The organism is Acrocarpospora catenulata (genome assembly GCF_018476525.1).
GTDB lineage: Bacteria > Actinomycetota > Actinomycetes > Streptosporangiales > Streptosporangiaceae > Acrocarpospora > Acrocarpospora catenulata.
Genome location: NZ_JAHCST010000004.1, coordinates 106165 through 122810, shown reverse-complemented (window position 1 = coordinate 122810; position 16646 = coordinate 106165). Strand labels below are relative to the sequence as shown.

Here is a 16646-nt window from a genome sequence, read left to right as displayed (position 1 = left end):
ATAAAGTGCGAAATAAGGCAGAAATCGGATTTCTGGGCATTAACATACGCCACTCCTTGACTCGAAGAGGAGCGCGCCGCCGCACCTACGCTGAACTAATTAGTCCTCGATCAGCCGACTTATGATTTCTTTCGCCCGAAGGTTCACATGAGACACGCAGAAGTGTCAATGCTCCGAGTGCTAATTGCCCCGGCGTCCGGATTCGGCTACCCGGCCGGGTTCCACCATGGCGGGGCCGCGCAGCGGCTGGAGGATGAGGCCGCTCACCGGGAGGGTGGGGATCCGGGACAGCGGGATGTGCAGGTTCTGGTGCGGCATGCGCCACTCCAGCGCGGCCAGCCGGGTCACCAGGGTGCGCAGCAGCAGCACGGTGACCGCCTCCCCCGGGCAGTGCGGTTCAGGACCCTGCCTCCGCGTCGGGTCGAAGCGGTACGGCCGGTCCCAGCGCTCGGGGTCGTGGTTGTAGCCGTACACGTCGAACAGCAGCGTGCTCCCCGCCCGCGCCACCGGCAGGTCCCGGATCGCCTTGCCCGTCAGGAACGGCAGGAAGGGATAGAACCGCCGCAACTCGTTCACGAACCCCTCGGGACCACCCGGTTCGGTCAGCCGCTCCCGGCAGTCCGGCCACCGGTGCATCGCATGCGCCGCGAACGCCACGAACCAGGCCAGCGCCACGGTCGGCTGCAGCACGTTCACCAGCTCGGCGGCGGCCAGCCCGGGATCGAGCGGGCGCCCCGCCTCGTCCCGGCGGCAGACGATGGACCAGGAGGCCGCCTCCCGCCGGCCGCTCCACACGTCCGCGATGCGCAGCCGGAACCACTCCTCGCACCGCCGCCGGGCGGCCCTGGCCCGCCAGTACCGCAGGCTGGGGGCGAGCGAGCCGTCCACCACCGCCACCAGCTCGGCGGCCAGGGCCGGCACCTCGGCCGGGGACACCGGAATGCCCGCCCACCGGCACGCGCCCCGGGTGAGCACCTTCGCCGCCTCGTCGAAGATCACCACCAGCTGCCCGGGCGTCCAGGCGTTCACCGTCTCGTCCCAGGACTCCGCGGTGTGCCCGGCCAGCCGCTGGTCGTTGTTGATCAGGGACAGGAACATCGCCGCACGCGGGGAGCCGTGATCCGGCCGGGTACGCCGGACCAACTGCTCGTCGGCGAACCACCGGGCCGCCTCGGGTCCGCACACGCCGACCACCCGGCGCCCGAGCAGGCGGGTCCTGGCCACTCCGTCCGGGCTGCGCCGCCGCAGGTTGGGCAGCCAGCCGTACCCTTCACGCAGCAAGGAGACCGTATCGTCGAACTCCACCATGTCCCAACCGTTGCCCGAGGCCACGCCGAGGGAATCTGAAGACACGGCAATGCTTTCGCCATACCGGGCAGGAGCGGGTAAGCACGGCCTACGCGGAGGGTGCCGGGCCTGTGGAGGAACGTGCCAGTAGCTCGGTACGGAAAACGAACTCGCCGCGGGGCGGGGAGAGCTGGTTGATCTCGTCGATCAGGCCGCGCACCGCGGCGGTGCCCATGGCCTGCACCGGCTGGCGCAGGGTGGTCAGCGGCGGGTCGGAGAAGACGGTCACCGAGGAGTCGTCGAAGCCGACCACCGACACGTCCTGCGGCACGTTGAGCCCCAGGCCGCGCACCCCCCGGACCGCGCCGTAGGCCATGATGTCGGAGCCGCAGATGATCGCGGTCGCCCCCCGGGCGATCAGCCGGGCGGCGGCGACCTGGCCGCCCTCCACGGTGAAGGTGGTGTGCTCCACCAGGTCGGACAGATCCACGCCGAGGCTGCCCTTGGCCGCCTCCAGGAAGCCGCCCACCTTCCTGATCACCGGCACGTACCGCTCCGGGCCGATGGCCATGCCGATCCGGGTGTGGCCGAGCGAGGCCAGGTGCTCCACCGCCAGGTGCATGGCGGACCGCTCGTCGGCCGAGATGGCGAGCACGTCCAGACCCGGCAGGAAGCCGTTGACCAGGACGATCGGCAGGCCGCGGTCGACCAGGCGCTTGTAGCGGGCCGGGTCGGCGTGGGTGTCGGCGTGCATGCCGGAGATGAAGATGATGCCCGCGGTGTTGTGCTCCAGCAGCATCTCCACGTACTCGTCCTCGCTGATGCCGCCGGGGGTCTGGGTGCAGAGCACCGGCGTGTACCGCTGCTGGGCCAGCAGGGTGCCGATCACCTGGGCGAAGGACGGGAAGATCGGGTTTTCCAGTTCGGGCACGACCAGGCCCACCAGCCCCGCGCTTCTGCGCGGGGCCTCGGGCTTGAACGGACGCTCGTAGCCGAGCTCCTCGACAGCCGCCAGGACCAGTTCCCGGGTCTCCTCGGCCACGCCTGCCTTGGCGTTGAGGACCCGGCTGACAGTGGCCTCGCTGACACCAGCACGAGCGGCGACTTCCGTCAAGGTCACTTTCATGCTGAAAGTCTAACAGTTCTTACAGAAGGAATTCATAGGCCTTTCATGGCTGCCATGTGTAGACGGGGGTGTCCGTGCTGCCCTGGGTGTCGGCCGGCACGGTGAAACTCCGGTTGGCGCCGCCCTCCCAGGTGGTCGATCCGCCGTTCTTCCTGAGGAACTTGAACTGGATGGTGGTGCCCGCCGGCACCGAGACCGGCAGGAACCAGACCGGGTAGTTCGGGTTGTGCATGGCCTCGGTGGACTGGTTGACGTCCCAGGAGCCCAGCTCCGGGATGTTCCCCACGATGTGGATGTTCTCCCCGGGCACCGTGGTCGTGTTGATCTTGAAGATGACCTGGGCCTGGGACCCTATGCACCTGCATGTCGTCTACCAGATCTTGACTTCCTCCCCGAGCATTCGCACGGAGATTCCAGGGAGAGACGCTCACGCAGCCTCACCTTCGGAAGGTCGGCGCTTCTCAGACTGCCCCGTGGCTAGGTCTCCACGCACTGACACCGCAAGCCCTGCGGCGAGGATGTTCCCGGCTGCGTTCACGTCAGCATTGCCGGTGTAAGTACAAGTGGTGCAGGCGAAGACCGCTTGGCTCTCGCGGGACTTCGTGTCCACCTGTCCACACGCTGAACAGCGCTGCGACGTGTACGCAGGAGGCACTCGCAGAATACGAGAGCCGTTGTAGCGGGCCTTATGCTCCAGTCGAAGGGCTAGGCCACCCCACCCCTTGGACAATATCGCGCGGTTGAGCCCGGCCTTCTGCCGAACCTTGCGACCGGGCTCAGCGAGGCTGCCCTTGGCGCTCCTGGTCATGTTGCCGATCTTCAAGTCTTCGATAACGACCAGGCCGTGGTCACGGGTGAGCCGGTTGGCAGTCCAGGTAATGAAGTCAGTGCGCCGTTCTAGAACGCGCGCGTTCAGCTTGGCAAGCTTCATTCGGGTATCGGCGCGCCGATTTGACCCTTTCTTCTGGCGGCTGAGCTTCTGCTGAAGTCGCATCAATCGCTTACGCTCACCCAATGTAATGAACTCACGGTCGCGCATCCATCCATTCGACGTAACTACCGCAACAGCCACACCCCGATCTACTCCAACAGGCGGTTTGCCATTTCGAGCGGACTCCATCCGCCCATCCTCCACACAGAATGAGACATACCACCGTCCATGATCCCTGGCCACGGTGGCGTTGCGTAGTTCGCCGCCGAGCGGTCGCGTCCAACGGAATCGAACCCAACCTATCTTGGGTAATCTAATCCTGCCCCACCGACGCGAGACGCGCTCCACCGGCAAGTGCCTGGGGTAAGGAAACCGGAAGGTCGGCTCGTTCTTCCGTTTAGAACGCCAGTGGATACTTTTCGTGCCATGCCTCTTACATGCCCTGTCCAGGTCAAGGAGCGTCTGCTGAAGAACGTGGGAGGGTGCTTCAGCCAACCATGGGAAATCCTTTTTAGCGGCCGCCATCTGCCGAGCCTGCTCCACATAGCCGATGAACGCACCGCGTTGCCGGTAAATGCGGCGTTGCTCCAAACCGGTATTCCACACGATTCGGCAAGCATCTCCGATCAGCTCAGCGAGCCTTTCCTGCGCGGGAGTCAACTTCAACAGGTAGCGTCGACCGACCAGCATCTATCGTCCTCTTTGCTGCTCGATGTACTGGTTCATTGCAGCGGACGAGATGCTGCCCACTGTGGCCACGAAATACGAGTTCGTCCACAATGTCGGCAGCTGAGACTTCAGCCTTGGGAACTCCTCGCGCAGCATACGGGAGGTATAGCCCTTGATCGCTTTGACCAGACGGTGAACCCCATATTGGGGATCGACCTCGACCAGCAGGCTGACGTGATCGGACATGACCTCCATCTCTAAAAGTCGGGCCCCTTTCTCGTCAGTCACCTCGCGAGTGAGGTCCATCAAGCGTTTTTCGACCCCGCCGCCGAGCACTCGCCGTCGATACTTGGCGCACCACACGACCCGAAACGCGCATTGGTAAACGACATCACTGTTACACCGCTGGGTAACCGCCACATCAACAGTATGTAGCTTGAAGCCATCTAATGTTCGGGGCTTGGCGGATTGGCGCTCCCAAGATTGATGCGAAATCAGGTTCGTAGTCACCGCGAATGTCCGACCCCGAGCCTTTCGAGGCCCTCGGTGGGGCGGACTCTGGACGGCGAGGCCCCGGCTGGACCGCTCGGTCTGCGGCCGCGCGTGGGTGGTGGCTGGCGTGCAGGAACATCACGGTCACCAAGGGGCGGCAAGATCAGCAACGCCTTCCACCATGAGGTGCTCTCTCCGGCAACCGGTAGGCGTCCCCTGAGGCCATGGCGGGCGTCTGGGCGGATGACAAGGCGAGCAGCAATGATCCCCCTGCGGCCACGGCTAGTCTGCGTAAGGCCATCTCGTCCTCCGGGAACGCTAGAGGGTTGAGCGGTTGACCCGGCCGGGGCTGACGTGACGGTATCAAGTTGGTTGCAACATGTCAGTAACTCTCTAGAAACTTGCCGAAAGTCATGGTTAGCTTTCGCAAGACGGCAGCGTAAGCGCTGCATGGCTTTCGCAAGAACGGGTGGCAGCGAAGCCGCCCTGTAACCCCCCTAGGAGCCAATCATGCGTTTGGGCACGGTCTCAACGTTGGCCGCGGGTGTCACTCTCCTGCTCACCGCCGGTTGCGGGGGAGGCGGCGGCGAGACCGCGGCGCCCTCGGCCGCGGCCACCACGTCCGCGCCGTCCGCCGGCGCGACCACGATTGTCGAACCCACCGACGGCCCGGTGAAGCGGGCCCAGGCGGACCTGGTCATCTGGGCCGACGACACCCGGTCCCCGATCATCCAGAAGATCGCGCAGAAGTTCGCCACCGAGAAGGGCGTGCAGGTCGCCGTCCAGCAGCTGGAGTTCGGCGACATCCGCGACAACCTGGTCACCGCCGGGCCGGCCGGGGAGGGCCCCGACGTGGTCATCGGCGCCCACGACTGGCTGGGCAAGCTGGTCACCAACGGCGCCGTCGCCCCCATCGAGCTGGGCGACAAGGCCTCCCAGTTCAAGGACGTGGCCCTCAAGGCGCTCTCCTACGACGGCCAGCTGTACGGCCTGCCGTACGCGATCGAGAACATCGCGCTCTTCCGGAACACCGCGCTGGCCCCCGAGCCGCCCAAGGACTGGAACGCGTTGATGGACAACGCGCTCAAGCTGGTCAAGGAGAAGAAGGCTACGGTGCCGGTGGGCCTGCAGGTGGGGCCGGAGGGTGACCCGTACCACTTCTACCCGGTGCACGCCTCCTTCGGCAGCGGCGTCTTCGCCACCAAGCCGGACGGCAGCTACGACCCGTCCCAGCTGCTCATCGACAACGCCGGCGGCCTGAAGTTCGCCAAGGCGCTGAGCGAGTGGAGCAAGAAGAAGCTGCTGTCGGCCGACCTGACGCTGGACATCGCCAAGGAGGCGTTCACCACTGGCAAGTCGCCGTACTGGATCACCGGGCCGTGGAGCACCGAGGACGTCCAGAAGGCGGGCATCCAGCTGGCCGTGGACCCGATCCCGTCGGCGGGCGGTCAGCCGTCCGCGCCGTTCGTCGGTGTGCAGGGCTTCATGATCTCCGCCAACGCCAAGAACAAGCTGGTCGCCAACGACTTCGTGGTCAACTACCTGGGCACCCCCGAGGTCATGAAGGAGCTGTACGACACCGGCAAGCGCCCGCCGGCCATGATCTCGGTCTTCGAGCAGGTCAAGAGCGACCCGATCATCGCCGGGTTCGGCGCCGCCGGCGACATCGGCCAGCCGCTGCCCAGCATCCCCGCGATGGACGCGGTCTGGACCGAGTACGGCCACGCCGAGCGTGACATCCTGCTCGGCAAGGGCGACCCGGAGAAGCTGATGAAGCAGGCCGCGGAGAAGATCCGCGCGAAGATCGGCTGACATTGTGGGATCGACCACGACGGGCGGTGGGCGCGTCGGCGTCCACCGCCCGCGGCTGGCCGACCATGCCCCCTCGTCCACGGCCGCGCTGATCGTCAAGATCGCCCTGCTCGCCGTGATCAACGCGCTCGGGGTGTACGGCGTGCTCGCCGCGTACGCGGTGGGCGACTGGGGCATCGCCGGGTTCGTCGGGCTCGCCACGCTGACCGCCGACTACGTGTACTTCAGCCGCCGGGTGACGGCGGGCAAGTACCTGCTGCCCGGCCTGCTCTTCCTGCTGGTGTTCCAGGTCTACATCGTCTTCCACACCGCCGCGGCGGCGTTCACCAACGTGGGCGACGGTCACAACCTGGACCAGCCTCGCGCGCTTGAGCACATCCTGGCCGTCTCGGAGAAGCGCATCCCGGACAGCCCGCTGTACAAGGTCGCGGTGGTCACGGGGAGCGACGGCACCCTCCGGTTGCTGGCCACCGACCCGGCGGGCAAGGTGACGCTGGGCGGCGAGGAGGTCACCGAGGGGATCGTCAGGGACGGCGGCGGCAAGGCCGTCGAGGTCGAGGGCTACCGCACGCTCCAGCTGCGCGACCTGGTCACCCGGCAGGAGGAGGTGCTGGCCCTGCGGGTGTCGCTCGGCGCGCAGGGCGCGCTGCGCACCCAGGACGGCGTCACCGGTTTCCTGGCCCGGCCGACCCTCCGCCACGATCCCGCCGCCGACACGCTCACCGACGTCGAGAGCGGCAAGGTCTACCAGGCCAGTTCGGCGGGATACTACGAGGCCGCGGACGGCACCCACCTGACGCCGGGCTGGACGGTCAACGTCGGCTTCGACAACTTCGCCCGGGTGCTCACCGACACCCGGCTACGCGGTCCCTTCGTCTCGGTCTTCCTGTGGACGTTCGTGTTCGCCGCGCTCTCGGTGCTGTTCAACTTCGCGCTCGGGCTGCTGCTCGCGCTCGCGCTGAACAAGCCCGGGATGCGGGGGCGCAACGTCTACCGGTCGCTGCTGGTGTTGCCGTACGCGGTGCCGTCGTTCCTGTCCGCGCTGGTCTGGACGGGCATGCTCAACCAGACCTTCGGGTTCGTCAACCTGACCCTGCTGGGCGGGGCCGACGTGCCGTGGCTCAACGATCCCTGGCTGGCCAAGGGCAGTGTGCTGCTGGTCAACCTGTGGCTGGGGTTCCCGTACATGTTCCTGATCTGCACCGGGGCGCTGCAGGCCATCCCGGCGGAGCTGAACGAGGCCGCGCGGATCGACGGGGCCGGGCCGTGGCAGCACTTCCGGCAGGTCACGCTGCCGTTGTTGCTGGTGTCCACCGCGCCGCTGCTGATCGCGGCGTTCGCGTTCAACTTCAACAACTTCACGGTGATCTACTTCGTCACCGGGGGCGGGCCCAACCTGCCGGAGGCGCCGATCACGCTGGGCAGCACCGACCTGCTCATCTCCATGGTGTACAAGATCGCCTTTGGCGGGGCCGGGCGGGAGTGGGGCTTCGCCTCCGCCATGTCCGCGCTGATCTTCGTCATCGTGGCCGGCATCTCCGCGTTCGGGCTGCGCCGCACCCGGTCCCTTGAGGAGACGTACGCATGAGGGCCTGGTTCGCCAACACCGGCTGGCGGCACCTGGTGGGGCTGCTGGCCCTGGTGTTCGCGCTCTTCCCGCTGGTCTTCGTGATCAGCGCGTCGGTCAACCCGCGCGGCACGCTCACCGCGTCGGCGACCCTGTTCGACGGGGCCTCGCTGGACAACTACGTGAAGCTGTTCACCACCTCGACGCTGCCGTACACCCGCTGGTTCACCAACACGATGATCATCGCGGGCGCCACCTCGGTGCTCACCGTGCTGCTGGCGGCCAGCGCGGCGTACGCGTTCTCCCGGTTCCGGTTCCGGGGGCGGCGGCTCGGCATGCTGGGGCTGCTGCTGGTCCAGATGTTCCCGCAGGTGCTCGGAGCGGTCGCGATCTTCCTGCTGATGGCCCGCATCAAAGGCGTCTTCCCCGACGTCGGCCTGGGCACCCAGTGGGGCCTGGTGATGGTCTACCTGGGCGGCGCGATGGGCGTGAACACCTTCCTCATCAAGGGTTTCTTCGACTCCATCCCCCACGAACTGGACGACGCGGCCAAGGTCGACGGCGCCACCCACACCCGGGTCTTCTTCACCATCATCCTGCGCCTGGGCGCCCCCGTACTGGCCGTGATCGGCCTCCTGACCTTCATCAACACAGTCAACGAGTTCCTCGTCGCCAGCATCATCCTCCAGTCCCCCGCCAAGCAGACCCTGGCAGTGGGCCTCTACACCCTGATCTCCGAGCGCCTCTCCGCCAACTGGGGCGTCTTCGCCGCCGGCGCCCTGATCGGCGCCATCCCCAGCGTGCTGCTGTTCCGCTTCCTCCAGCGTTACATCGTTTCCGGACTTCTCAGAGGATCGGTGAAAGGTTGAAAGCCGCGCTCGCGCCGCACCACGACGGTTCCGCTCTGCATGTTCCGGAGCAACGCCCCTCGCTGGGCGACACGGTGCCCGTTCTGGTACGGCTCCCGCACGACTACCCCGTCCAATCCGTCCACCTGCGCTCGGTCTACGACGGCGAGCCGCGGTACACGCGGGCCGTGGTCGACCGCACCGATGGGACCGATGTCTGGTTCCGGGCCGACCTGCTGGTGCACAACCCCGACACCCGATACCGCTTCCTGCTCGACCGGGGGGACCTCGGTCACACCTGGCTGCACGCTGGGGGGCTGGTCGAGCACGACCCGACCGATGCCACCGACTTCCGGATCACCACCTATGGGGCAGCCCCGGCCTGGGTGGATGACGCGGTCATCTATCAGATCTTTCCTGACCGGTTCGCTCGCTCCGGGCGGGTGAATCTGGAGACCCCGTCGTGGGCGGTTCCGGCCGCCTGGGGTGATCCTGTGGTGGATCGCGGGCCCTCCGCCGCGACCCAGTTCTACGGCGGTGACCTGTACGGTGTCGCCGACCGGCTGGACTATCTGGTCAAGCTGGGCGTGGACGTGGTCTACCTGACTCCGGTCTTCCCGGCCGCCTCCAACCACCGCTACAACGCCACCTCCTTCGACACAGTGGATCCGCTGCTCGGCGGCGACGCCGCGCTGCAGGCGTTGACCGAGGCCGCGCACCGGCGGGGCATGCGGGTGATCGGCGACCTGACCACCAACCACTCCGGGGACACCCACGAATGGTTCCGCACCGCGATGGCCGACCGGGAGTCGCCGGAGGCGTCCTTCTACTACCTGCGTCCGGACGGCGGGTACGTGGCCTGGTTCGACGTGCCGTCGTTGCCGAAGCTCAACTGGACCTCGCCGGAGCTGCGGGCCCGCATGGTGGAGGTGACCAGGCACTGGCTGAGCCCGCCGTACGCACTGGACGGGTGGCGTATCGACGTGGCCAACATGACCGGGCGGCAGGGGGGTGACGACCTCAACCACGAGGTGGCCAGGGCGGTGCGGGCGGCGATGCCTCCCGAGACCTTCCTGTTCGCCGAGCACTTCCACGACTACACCCCGGACCAGCCAGGCGACGGCTGGCAGGGGATCATGAACTACGCCGGTTTCGCCAAGCCGATCTGGTCGTGGCTGACGCCGTACCAGGAGGGGCCGATCGTTCCCGGGATCCCGCTGCCGCTGCGGTCGCTCTCCGGGCGGCGCGCCGCGGCCACCATGCGTGCCTTCGCGGCGGGCGTGTCGTGGGCGGCGACCAACGCCAACGTCACCCTGCTCAGCTCGCACGACAGCCCGCGCATCCGCACCTTCCTCGGCGCCGCCGAGCGGGTGGCGGTCGCGGCCGGGCTGCTGTTCACCTATCCGGGCACGCCCATGATGTTCATGGGCGATGAGCTGGGCCTGGAGGGCCGCAACGGCGAGGACGCCCGGGTGCCGATGCCGTGGGACGACCCGGTGCGCTTCGCCGAGCCGACCTACGAGGTCTACCGCGAACTGATCGCGCTCCGCCGCGCTCATCCGGCCCTGCGCACCGGCGGCCTGCGCTGGCTGCACACCGGTGACGACGCGCTGGTCTACCTGCGGGAGACGGCAGGGGAACGCCTGCTCGTGCTGGCGTCCCGCGCACCGCACGAGCCGGTCGAGTTGCCGGCCGCGCTCACCGGCGACCTGCCCCGCAACCTGTACGGCGGCGGCGCGGCCACCGTCCGGGACGGCCTGCTCACCCTGCCAGGGGACGGCCCGTCCTTTCAGGTCTGGGCGCTCTGACCCACGACTGATCAGGGACGGAGCAGAACCTTGATCGCGCCGTCCCGCTTCTTCTGGAAGATCTCGTAGCCGCGCGGGGCCTCTTCCAGCGGCAGGTGGTGGGTGGCCAGGTCCATCACGCCGAGCGGGTCGGCCTCGTCGGAGACCAGGGGCATCAGGTCGTCGATCCAGCGCCGCACATGGGCCTGGCCCATGCGCAGGGTGATGCCCTTGTCGAAGATGCGCAGCAGCGGCATCGGGTCGGCCGCGCCGCCGTAGACGCCGACCACCGAGATGGTGCCGCCGCGCCGGACGATCTCGATGGCGGCGGTGAGCGCGGCCAGCCGGTCCAGGCCGGCGGTGTGCATCAGCGGCGCGGCCAGGGCGTGCGGAAGCAGGCCGGTGAGGGTCTGGGTGAGCTTGGCCATCGGGGAGCCCTGGGCCTCCATGCCGACGGCGTCGATGACCGAGTCGGTGCCGCGTCCGCCGGTGAGCTGGCGGATGGCCTCCGGCACGCTCTCCACCGAGCGGGCGTCCACCGTCTCCGCGCCGTGGCGGCGGGCCATGGCCAGGCGGTCGGTGACGCCGTCCACGCCGATCACCCGGAAGCCGCGGTGCTTGGCGATCCGGCAGCACATCTGGCCGATCGGGCCGAGGCCGAGCACGGTGACGCTTCCGCCCTCGGGTATGTCGGCGAACTCGACCGCCTGCCAGGCCGTGGGCAGTACGTCGGAGAGGTAGACGAACCGGTCGTCCGGCGGGCCCTCGGGAATCTTGATCGGGCCGAACTGGGCCTGCGGCACCCGCAGGAACTCGGCCTGGCCGCCGGGGACCTGGCCGTACAGCTTGGAGTAGCCGAACAGGGCCGCGCCGGTGCCGTGCTCGCGGACCTGGGTGGTCTCGCACTGGGCGTACAGCTTGCGGTCGCACATGAAGCAGTGCCCGCAGGAGATGTTGAACGGGATCACCACCCGGTCGCCGGGCTTGATGTGCTTGACGTCGGAGCCGACCTCGGTCACCACGCCCATGGTCTCGTGGCCGATGATGTCGCCTTCCGTCATGAAGGGGCCGAGGACCTCGTACAGGTGGAGGTCGGAGCCGCAGATCCCGGCCGTGGTGACCTTGATGATCGCGTCGGTGGATTCCTTCATGATGGGGTCGGGCACCTCTTCGACCCGGACGTCGCGCTTTCCGTGCCAGGTGACAGCTTTCATGACCTTCCTCCTTCACGGTGGCATGGCTGCTGTGCTATGTCCCGTTTTGCCCGATTTGTGTCACCTACCCTGCTCGGGCGTTGAGTACACCGCAGCCCTGCCGCCTACCCGGTCACCCGTTCGGCTACCGCGAGATAACGGTCGTCCGCGTCGTGGAAGTCGAGCAGCGCCCACCCGGCCCGGTGCAGCAGCGGGCGCAGGTTCTCCTCGGCCCGTACGTCCGACGGGCTCAGCTCCCGGCCGTGGCGGGCCGCCAGCACCGCGCGGCCGACCGGGTGGAAGACCGCCAGCCGTCCGCCGGGCATGGTCACCCGGGCCAGTTCCCACAGCAGCTCGCCCGAGTCGGGCACGTGCGAGATCAGCCCGGCGGCCAGGACGCCGGCGGCCACCCCGTCGGGCAGCGGCAGCCTGCCGGCGTCCCCGATGACCAGGCCGCCCAGCGCGCCCCGGCCCCGGTCACGGGCCGACTGGATCATCTCCGGGGTGAGGTCCACCCCGAGCACCCGGCCCTCGGGGCCGACCGCCGCCCGCAGCAAGGGGAAGGCCCGGGCCGTCCCGCATCCGGCGTCCACCACCAGCGAACCCGGCGCGAGCGCCAGCGCGGCGACGGCGGTGGCGAACGCGGGCTCGTCGTCGGGGTACTTCTCCTCCCAGGTGCCTGCGCGTTCCGCAAAGAATGCCCGGGTTTCCGCAGGCGTACGGCTCTCCGATTTCATGATCACCAACCGCGCTCCGTATCGATATTTACCCCACAAGACCATATTTCCGGCATTGATCCCTGGCAGACTGGCCGGGTGAGCGAGCTGAACGAGATCATAAATCGGCTGCGGGGAGTCGACGGGGTCACCTGGGCGACTCGGACGGAGGCCGACTGGGAGTACTACGGCGACGTGTTCATCGTGGGCTCCTCCCGGGTGATGGTGCCCACCGATCTGCTCGCCGACGGCGGGCCGGTGGAGGACCGGGCCTGGGCGATGCGGCAGGAGAACATCGCCACCTTCATCGAGCACGCCGCCGACGACATCCGCCACCTGCTGAAGCTGGTCCAGGAGCGGTCCTCCGACTCGGTCACGTCCACCGGCTGACACCAGGTCAGCGGCTCAGGTCCCGGGCGGGGGGAAAGCGGTCCCAGACCCGGTGCTGTTCCAGATAGCGCATGGTCTCGGCCAGCGCACGAGCGCCGTCGTCGGCCATCACCACGCCGGGCGCCTCCGCCGGGATGCCCGCCATCGCGAACGCCTCCGGCGCCGCGCCCCAGCCGCCGATCGGCTTGGCGTGCCGGAACGCCTCGTTGAGCATGAGCAGCACCCGGGGGTCCACCCGAGAGTGTCCGGCGCCGTTCCCGGCCTTGGCGTCCCTGGCGCCGTACGCGTCCCGGCCGGGGGCCGGGGCCCCGGCCAGCAGCAGCGCGTCGAACTCGACCGAGCGCGCGGTGGCGAAGCTGCGCTGCACGGCCACCGCCTCGCCGCCGCCGTTCTCCAGTGCTCCCCCGGTGGCGGCCACCACCACCGGGATCATGCCGTTCTCCCTGATCCGCTCCCGTACGTTCTGCACCATGCCCACGTCCCCGGCCGGATCGGCGATCACCCCGATCACCCGGCCGGCGGTCGGCCAGGCCCGCCCCAGCTGGGTCAGCGCCGCACTGGGCTCCACCGGGCGCGGCGCCCCCGCCGTCTTGGGCGCCGGCAGCCCGAGCCCCAGCGCCACCTGCTCGCACAGGTACGGGTCGATCTCGGCCAGCACGGTCAGGTTCCGCTCCTTGATCACCTGCTCGTACACCTTGCCCAGTTCGAAGGTGTAGGCGGCGATCACGTGCTCCCGCTCCACCGGGCTCAGGCTGAGCCAGAACATCCGGGGCTGGCTGAAGTGGTCGGAGAAGGAGGCCGGGACCGCGCGCTCCTTGACCGCGGGGGCGATCCGCACGGGGGTCTCCACGTACCCGCCCACCGCCTGCCCGGCCTGGAACGGGCACCCGGCGTCCAGCGAGTTGGGATGGTACGGCGCGACCCCGGTGTGCACGGCGCTCTGGTGCATGCCGTCCCTGAGCATGTCGTTGACCGGGGCGTGCGGCCGGTTGACCGGGATCTGCGCGAAGTTGGGCCCGCCCAGCCGGCTGAGCTGGGTGTCCAGATAGGAGAAGAGCCGTCCGGCCAGCAGCGGGTCGTCGGTGATGTCGATGCCGGGCACCAGGTGCCCCGGATGGAAGGCCACCTGCTCGGTCTCGGCGAAGAAGTTGCTGGGGTTGGCGTTCAGGGTGAGCAGCCCGATCGGCTGTACCTCGGCCAGTTCCTCCGGCACGATCTTCGTCGGGTCCAGCAGGTCGATCCCGTTGAAGGTCTGCTCGGGGGTATCGGGGAAGACCTGCACGCCCAGCTCCCATTGCGGGAAGGCGCCGGACTCGATGGCGTCGGCCAGGTCCCGCCGGTGGAAGTCCGGGTCCATGCCGCTGATCAGCTGCGCCTCCTCCCAGACCAGCGAGTGCACCCCCGCCTTGGGCTTCCAGTGGAACTTCACCAGGCAGGTGCCGCCCGTGGCGTCCACGAACCGGAAGGTGTGGATGCCGAAGCCCTCCATGGTCCGGAACGAGCGGGGGATGCCCCGGTCGGACATGGTCCACAGGGTGTGGTGGGTGGCCTCGGTGTGCAGCGAGACGAAGTCCCAGAAGGTGTCGTGCGCGGTCTGCGCCTGCGGGATCTCCCGGTCGGGGTGGGGTTTGGCGGCGTGGATGACGTCCGGGAACTTGATCGCGTCCTGGATGAAGAACACCGGGATGTTGTTGCCGACCAGGTCGAAGACGCCTTCCGAGGTGTAGAACTTGGTGGCGAAGCCGCGGGTGTCGCGGGCCGCGTCGGTGGAGCCCCGGGAGCCGACCACGGTGGAGAAACGCACGAAGACCGGGGTCTCCGCGTCCTTGGCCAGGAAGGCGGCCTTGGTGAGGCGGCCGGCGGTGCCGTACCCCTGGAAGATGCCGTGGGCGCCGGCGCCGCGCGCGTGCACCACCCGCTCGGGGATGCGCTCGTGGTCGAAGTGCATGAGCTTCTCGCGCAGGTGGTGGTCCTGGAGCAGCACCGGGCCGCGCGCGCCCGCCTTCAGCGAGTGGTCGGTGTCCGGGAGGCGCACGCCCTGCGCGGTGGTCAGGTACGGCCCCTGCTGGGCCTGCGCCGTGGGCGGCGCGTCGAGCGGGCGGCCGGTCGGCGAGTACGGCTCCGGGGCGGCCTGGTCGGGCTTGGGCGGCAGGGGTTCCCGTGGGTCCACGGGTTCGTCGAACATCGGCGGCTGCGGGCTCGGCCGCCCGGGGGATCGCTGTTCCCCGCTCGACATGGCCTCCGCGACCTTGTCGGCGATCTTGTGTACCGCGTCCCTGATCCGCTTGGACTCGCCCACGATTCCTCCGGCCACGTCGAGTGATGATTCCCTCACTTGACGTACCCGGTGTGGGTTCAGGAACGGCGGTATCTGGGCGATCCTGGGCCAAACAGGTCGTAAAGGGCGACAGCCAGCGCGGCGAACACGAAGGACGCGCAGATCACCATGGCCACCTGGAAGGAGGCCGCCCAGTCGCCGCCGGAGGCGGCCAGGTGGGCGAAGTACCCCGCGCCGACCGCGGCGATGCCCGCCGCCGAGCCGATGCGCTGGCAGGTCTGGAGCACGCCGCCCGCGCTCCCGGCCCGCACCACGGGCACCTCGCTGAGGGTCAGCGTCTGGTTGGGGGTGATCACCAGGCCGCTGCCCAGGCCCGCCAGCAGCAGCGGCGGCGCGGCCACCCAGCCGGCGTGCGGCCCTGGCACCAGATGCACGGCGAGCATGGTGGTGAGCAGGCCGGTCGCCACCACCACCAGCCCCCAGGCGACCATGGCCCGCCCGAACCTGGTCACCAGCCGTCCGCCCACGGCCGCCGCCAGCGCCGAGCCGAGCGCGAACGGCGTGGTGGCCAGCCCGGCCAGCAGCGCCGAGTAGTGCAGGCCGTTCTGGAGGTAGAGCGTGTAGACGAAGAAGACCGCGGTGAATCCGGAGAAGTAGAGCAGCGAGATCAGCACGCCCAGCGCGTACGAACGGTCCAGGAACAGGTCCATGTGCACCAGCGGCTCGATGCGCCCCGCGGCGTGCCGCTCCCAGGCGAAGAAGACCAGCAGCACCACCAGACCCAGGGGCCCCAGCAGCCACTTCTGCCAGCCTGGCCAGAGCCGCTCCTGGAGGAACGGGGTCAGGATGAGCAGCACCGCCAGGCCCAGCAGGAACAGCCCCAGCGGGTCGAAGCCCCGCCCTCCCGGCCGCGCCGCCACGCCCGGCTTGACGCAGCGGGACGGCAGCAGGCGGCGCGCCACCGGCAGCGCGGCCAGGCCGATGGGCAGGTTCACGTAGAACACCCAGCGCCAGCCCTCGGCCGCCCCGAACAGCTGGATCAGCACCCCGCCGAGCAGCGGCCCGACCGCCGTGGAGAGCCCGACCACCGCCCCGAGCATGCCGAACGCCCGCCCCCGCTCGGCTCCTCTGAACAACTCCTGGATGAAGCCGGAAACCTGCGGAGTCATCAGCCCGCCCGCCAGGCCCTGCAGCAGCCGCGCCACCACCAGCCACCACTCGTGCTGAGCGGCCCCGCAGGCCGCGCTGGTCAGGGTGAACAGCGTCACCCCCGTCATGAAGACTGCGCGGCGGCTCCGCGCGTCCCCCAGCCGGCCGGCCGGGACCAGCATCAACCCGAAGGTCAGCGCGTATCCGGACAGCACCCACTGGAGCGCGCTGTCCGAGGCGCGCAGCCCCGCCTGGATGGACGGCAGCGCCACGTTGACGATGCTGATGTCGAGCAGCGTCATGAAGGACGCCACCAGGCACACCGCCAGGGCCTGCCAGCGATGCGAGCTACGCCCCGGCTCGCACCGGTCAGGATCGACTCGGCTCATCTCCGGTGAGCT

The 16646-nt window shown here is 68.7% G+C and carries 14 protein-coding genes; 5 read left to right on the top strand and 9 right to left on the bottom strand.

All coding sequences use genetic code 11. From position 1 onward, the window contains the following. Nucleotides 1–180: 180 nt before the first annotated feature. The 5 genes from KIP79_RS05775 to tnpA all read right to left on the bottom strand — a co-directional run bounded on the left by KIP79_RS05775 (nucleotide 181) and on the right by tnpA (nucleotide 4433). Nucleotides 181–1308, bottom strand: coding sequence for a cytochrome P450 family protein (locus tag KIP79_RS05775; RefSeq protein WP_250212724.1), 1128 nt, complete (start codon nucleotides 1306–1308; stop codon nucleotides 181–183). Nucleotides 1309–1396: 88 nt separating this feature from the next. Beyond that, nucleotides 1397–2413, bottom strand: coding sequence for a LacI family DNA-binding transcriptional regulator (locus tag KIP79_RS05770; protein WP_214103605.1), 1017 nt, complete (start codon nucleotides 2411–2413; stop codon nucleotides 1397–1399). 43 nt (nucleotides 2414–2456) lie between these two features. Then, nucleotides 2457–2747 carry a CBM20 domain-containing protein gene (locus KIP79_RS05765; RefSeq protein ID WP_308169600.1) on the bottom strand — a complete coding sequence of 97 codons (291 nt, stop codon included), beginning with the start codon at nucleotides 2745–2747 and terminating at the stop codon, nucleotides 2457–2459. A gap of 93 nt (nucleotides 2748–2840) precedes the next feature. Then, the gene (locus KIP79_RS05760) at nucleotides 2841–4034 is read right to left on the bottom strand and encodes an RNA-guided endonuclease InsQ/TnpB family protein (protein WP_214103603.1); all 1194 of its coding nucleotides are present in this window, start codon (nucleotides 4032–4034) and stop codon (nucleotides 2841–2843) included. Further along, entirely contained in the window at nucleotides 4035–4433 is a 399-nt protein-coding gene (gene tnpA / locus KIP79_RS05755; RefSeq protein ID WP_214103757.1) for an IS200/IS605 family transposase, read from the bottom strand. A 582-nt stretch (nucleotides 4434–5015) separates the two neighbouring features. Between tnpA and KIP79_RS05750 the strand changes: the two genes are divergently transcribed. Genes KIP79_RS05750 through KIP79_RS05735 form a run of 4 tightly spaced genes read left to right on the top strand, consistent with a single transcriptional unit; the run spans nucleotide 5016 to nucleotide 10540 of the window. Then, on the top strand, nucleotides 5016–6317 hold the full coding sequence (locus tag KIP79_RS05750) for a sugar ABC transporter substrate-binding protein (protein ID WP_214103602.1): 1302 nt from the start codon (nucleotides 5016–5018) through the stop codon (nucleotides 6315–6317). A 4-nt stretch (nucleotides 6318–6321) separates the two neighbouring features. Next, entirely contained in the window at nucleotides 6322–7905 is a 1584-nt protein-coding gene (locus KIP79_RS05745) for an ABC transporter permease subunit (protein WP_308169583.1), read from the top strand. Next, the gene (locus tag KIP79_RS05740) at nucleotides 7902–8753 is read left to right on the top strand and encodes a sugar ABC transporter permease (protein ID WP_214103601.1); all 852 of its coding nucleotides are present in this window, start codon (nucleotides 7902–7904) and stop codon (nucleotides 8751–8753) included. Before KIP79_RS05745 ends, KIP79_RS05740 begins: the two co-directional genes overlap by 4 nt. Then, the gene (locus KIP79_RS05735) at nucleotides 8750–10540 is read left to right on the top strand and encodes a glycoside hydrolase family 13 protein (protein ID WP_214103600.1); all 1791 of its coding nucleotides are present in this window, start codon (nucleotides 8750–8752) and stop codon (nucleotides 10538–10540) included. The genes KIP79_RS05740 and KIP79_RS05735 overlap by 4 nt, the downstream gene beginning before the upstream one ends. Nucleotides 10541–10551: 11 nt before the next feature. Here KIP79_RS05735 and KIP79_RS05730 read toward each other — a convergent pair whose 3' ends face one another. Further along, on the bottom strand, nucleotides 10552–11733 hold the full coding sequence (locus KIP79_RS05730) for a zinc-dependent alcohol dehydrogenase (RefSeq protein WP_214103599.1): 1182 nt from the start codon (nucleotides 11731–11733) through the stop codon (nucleotides 10552–10554). Between the two features lie 104 nt (nucleotides 11734–11837). Next, nucleotides 11838–12449, bottom strand: a complete 612-nt coding sequence (locus tag KIP79_RS05725) for a methyltransferase domain-containing protein (protein ID WP_250212756.1) — start codon at nucleotides 12447–12449, stop codon at nucleotides 11838–11840. Nucleotides 12450–12527: 78 nt separating this feature from the next. Between KIP79_RS05725 and KIP79_RS05720 the strand changes: the two genes are divergently transcribed. Then, nucleotides 12528–12818, top strand: a complete 291-nt coding sequence (locus KIP79_RS05720) for a hypothetical protein (RefSeq protein ID WP_214103597.1) — start codon at nucleotides 12528–12530, stop codon at nucleotides 12816–12818. Nucleotides 12819–12825: 7 nt separating this feature from the next. Here KIP79_RS05720 and KIP79_RS05715 read toward each other — a convergent pair whose 3' ends face one another. Both KIP79_RS05715 and KIP79_RS05710 read right to left on the bottom strand, forming a co-directional pair. Continuing rightward, nucleotides 12826–15153: a catalase gene (locus tag KIP79_RS05715; protein ID WP_308169582.1), complete on the bottom strand. Its 2328-nt coding sequence runs from the start codon at nucleotides 15151–15153 to the stop codon at nucleotides 12826–12828. Nucleotides 15154–15173: 20 nt separating this feature from the next. Beyond that, complete coding sequence (locus KIP79_RS05710; protein WP_214103596.1) at nucleotides 15174–16634, bottom strand: MFS transporter; 1461 nt, start codon at nucleotides 16632–16634, stop codon at nucleotides 15174–15176. Nucleotides 16635–16646: the final 12 nt, after the last annotated feature.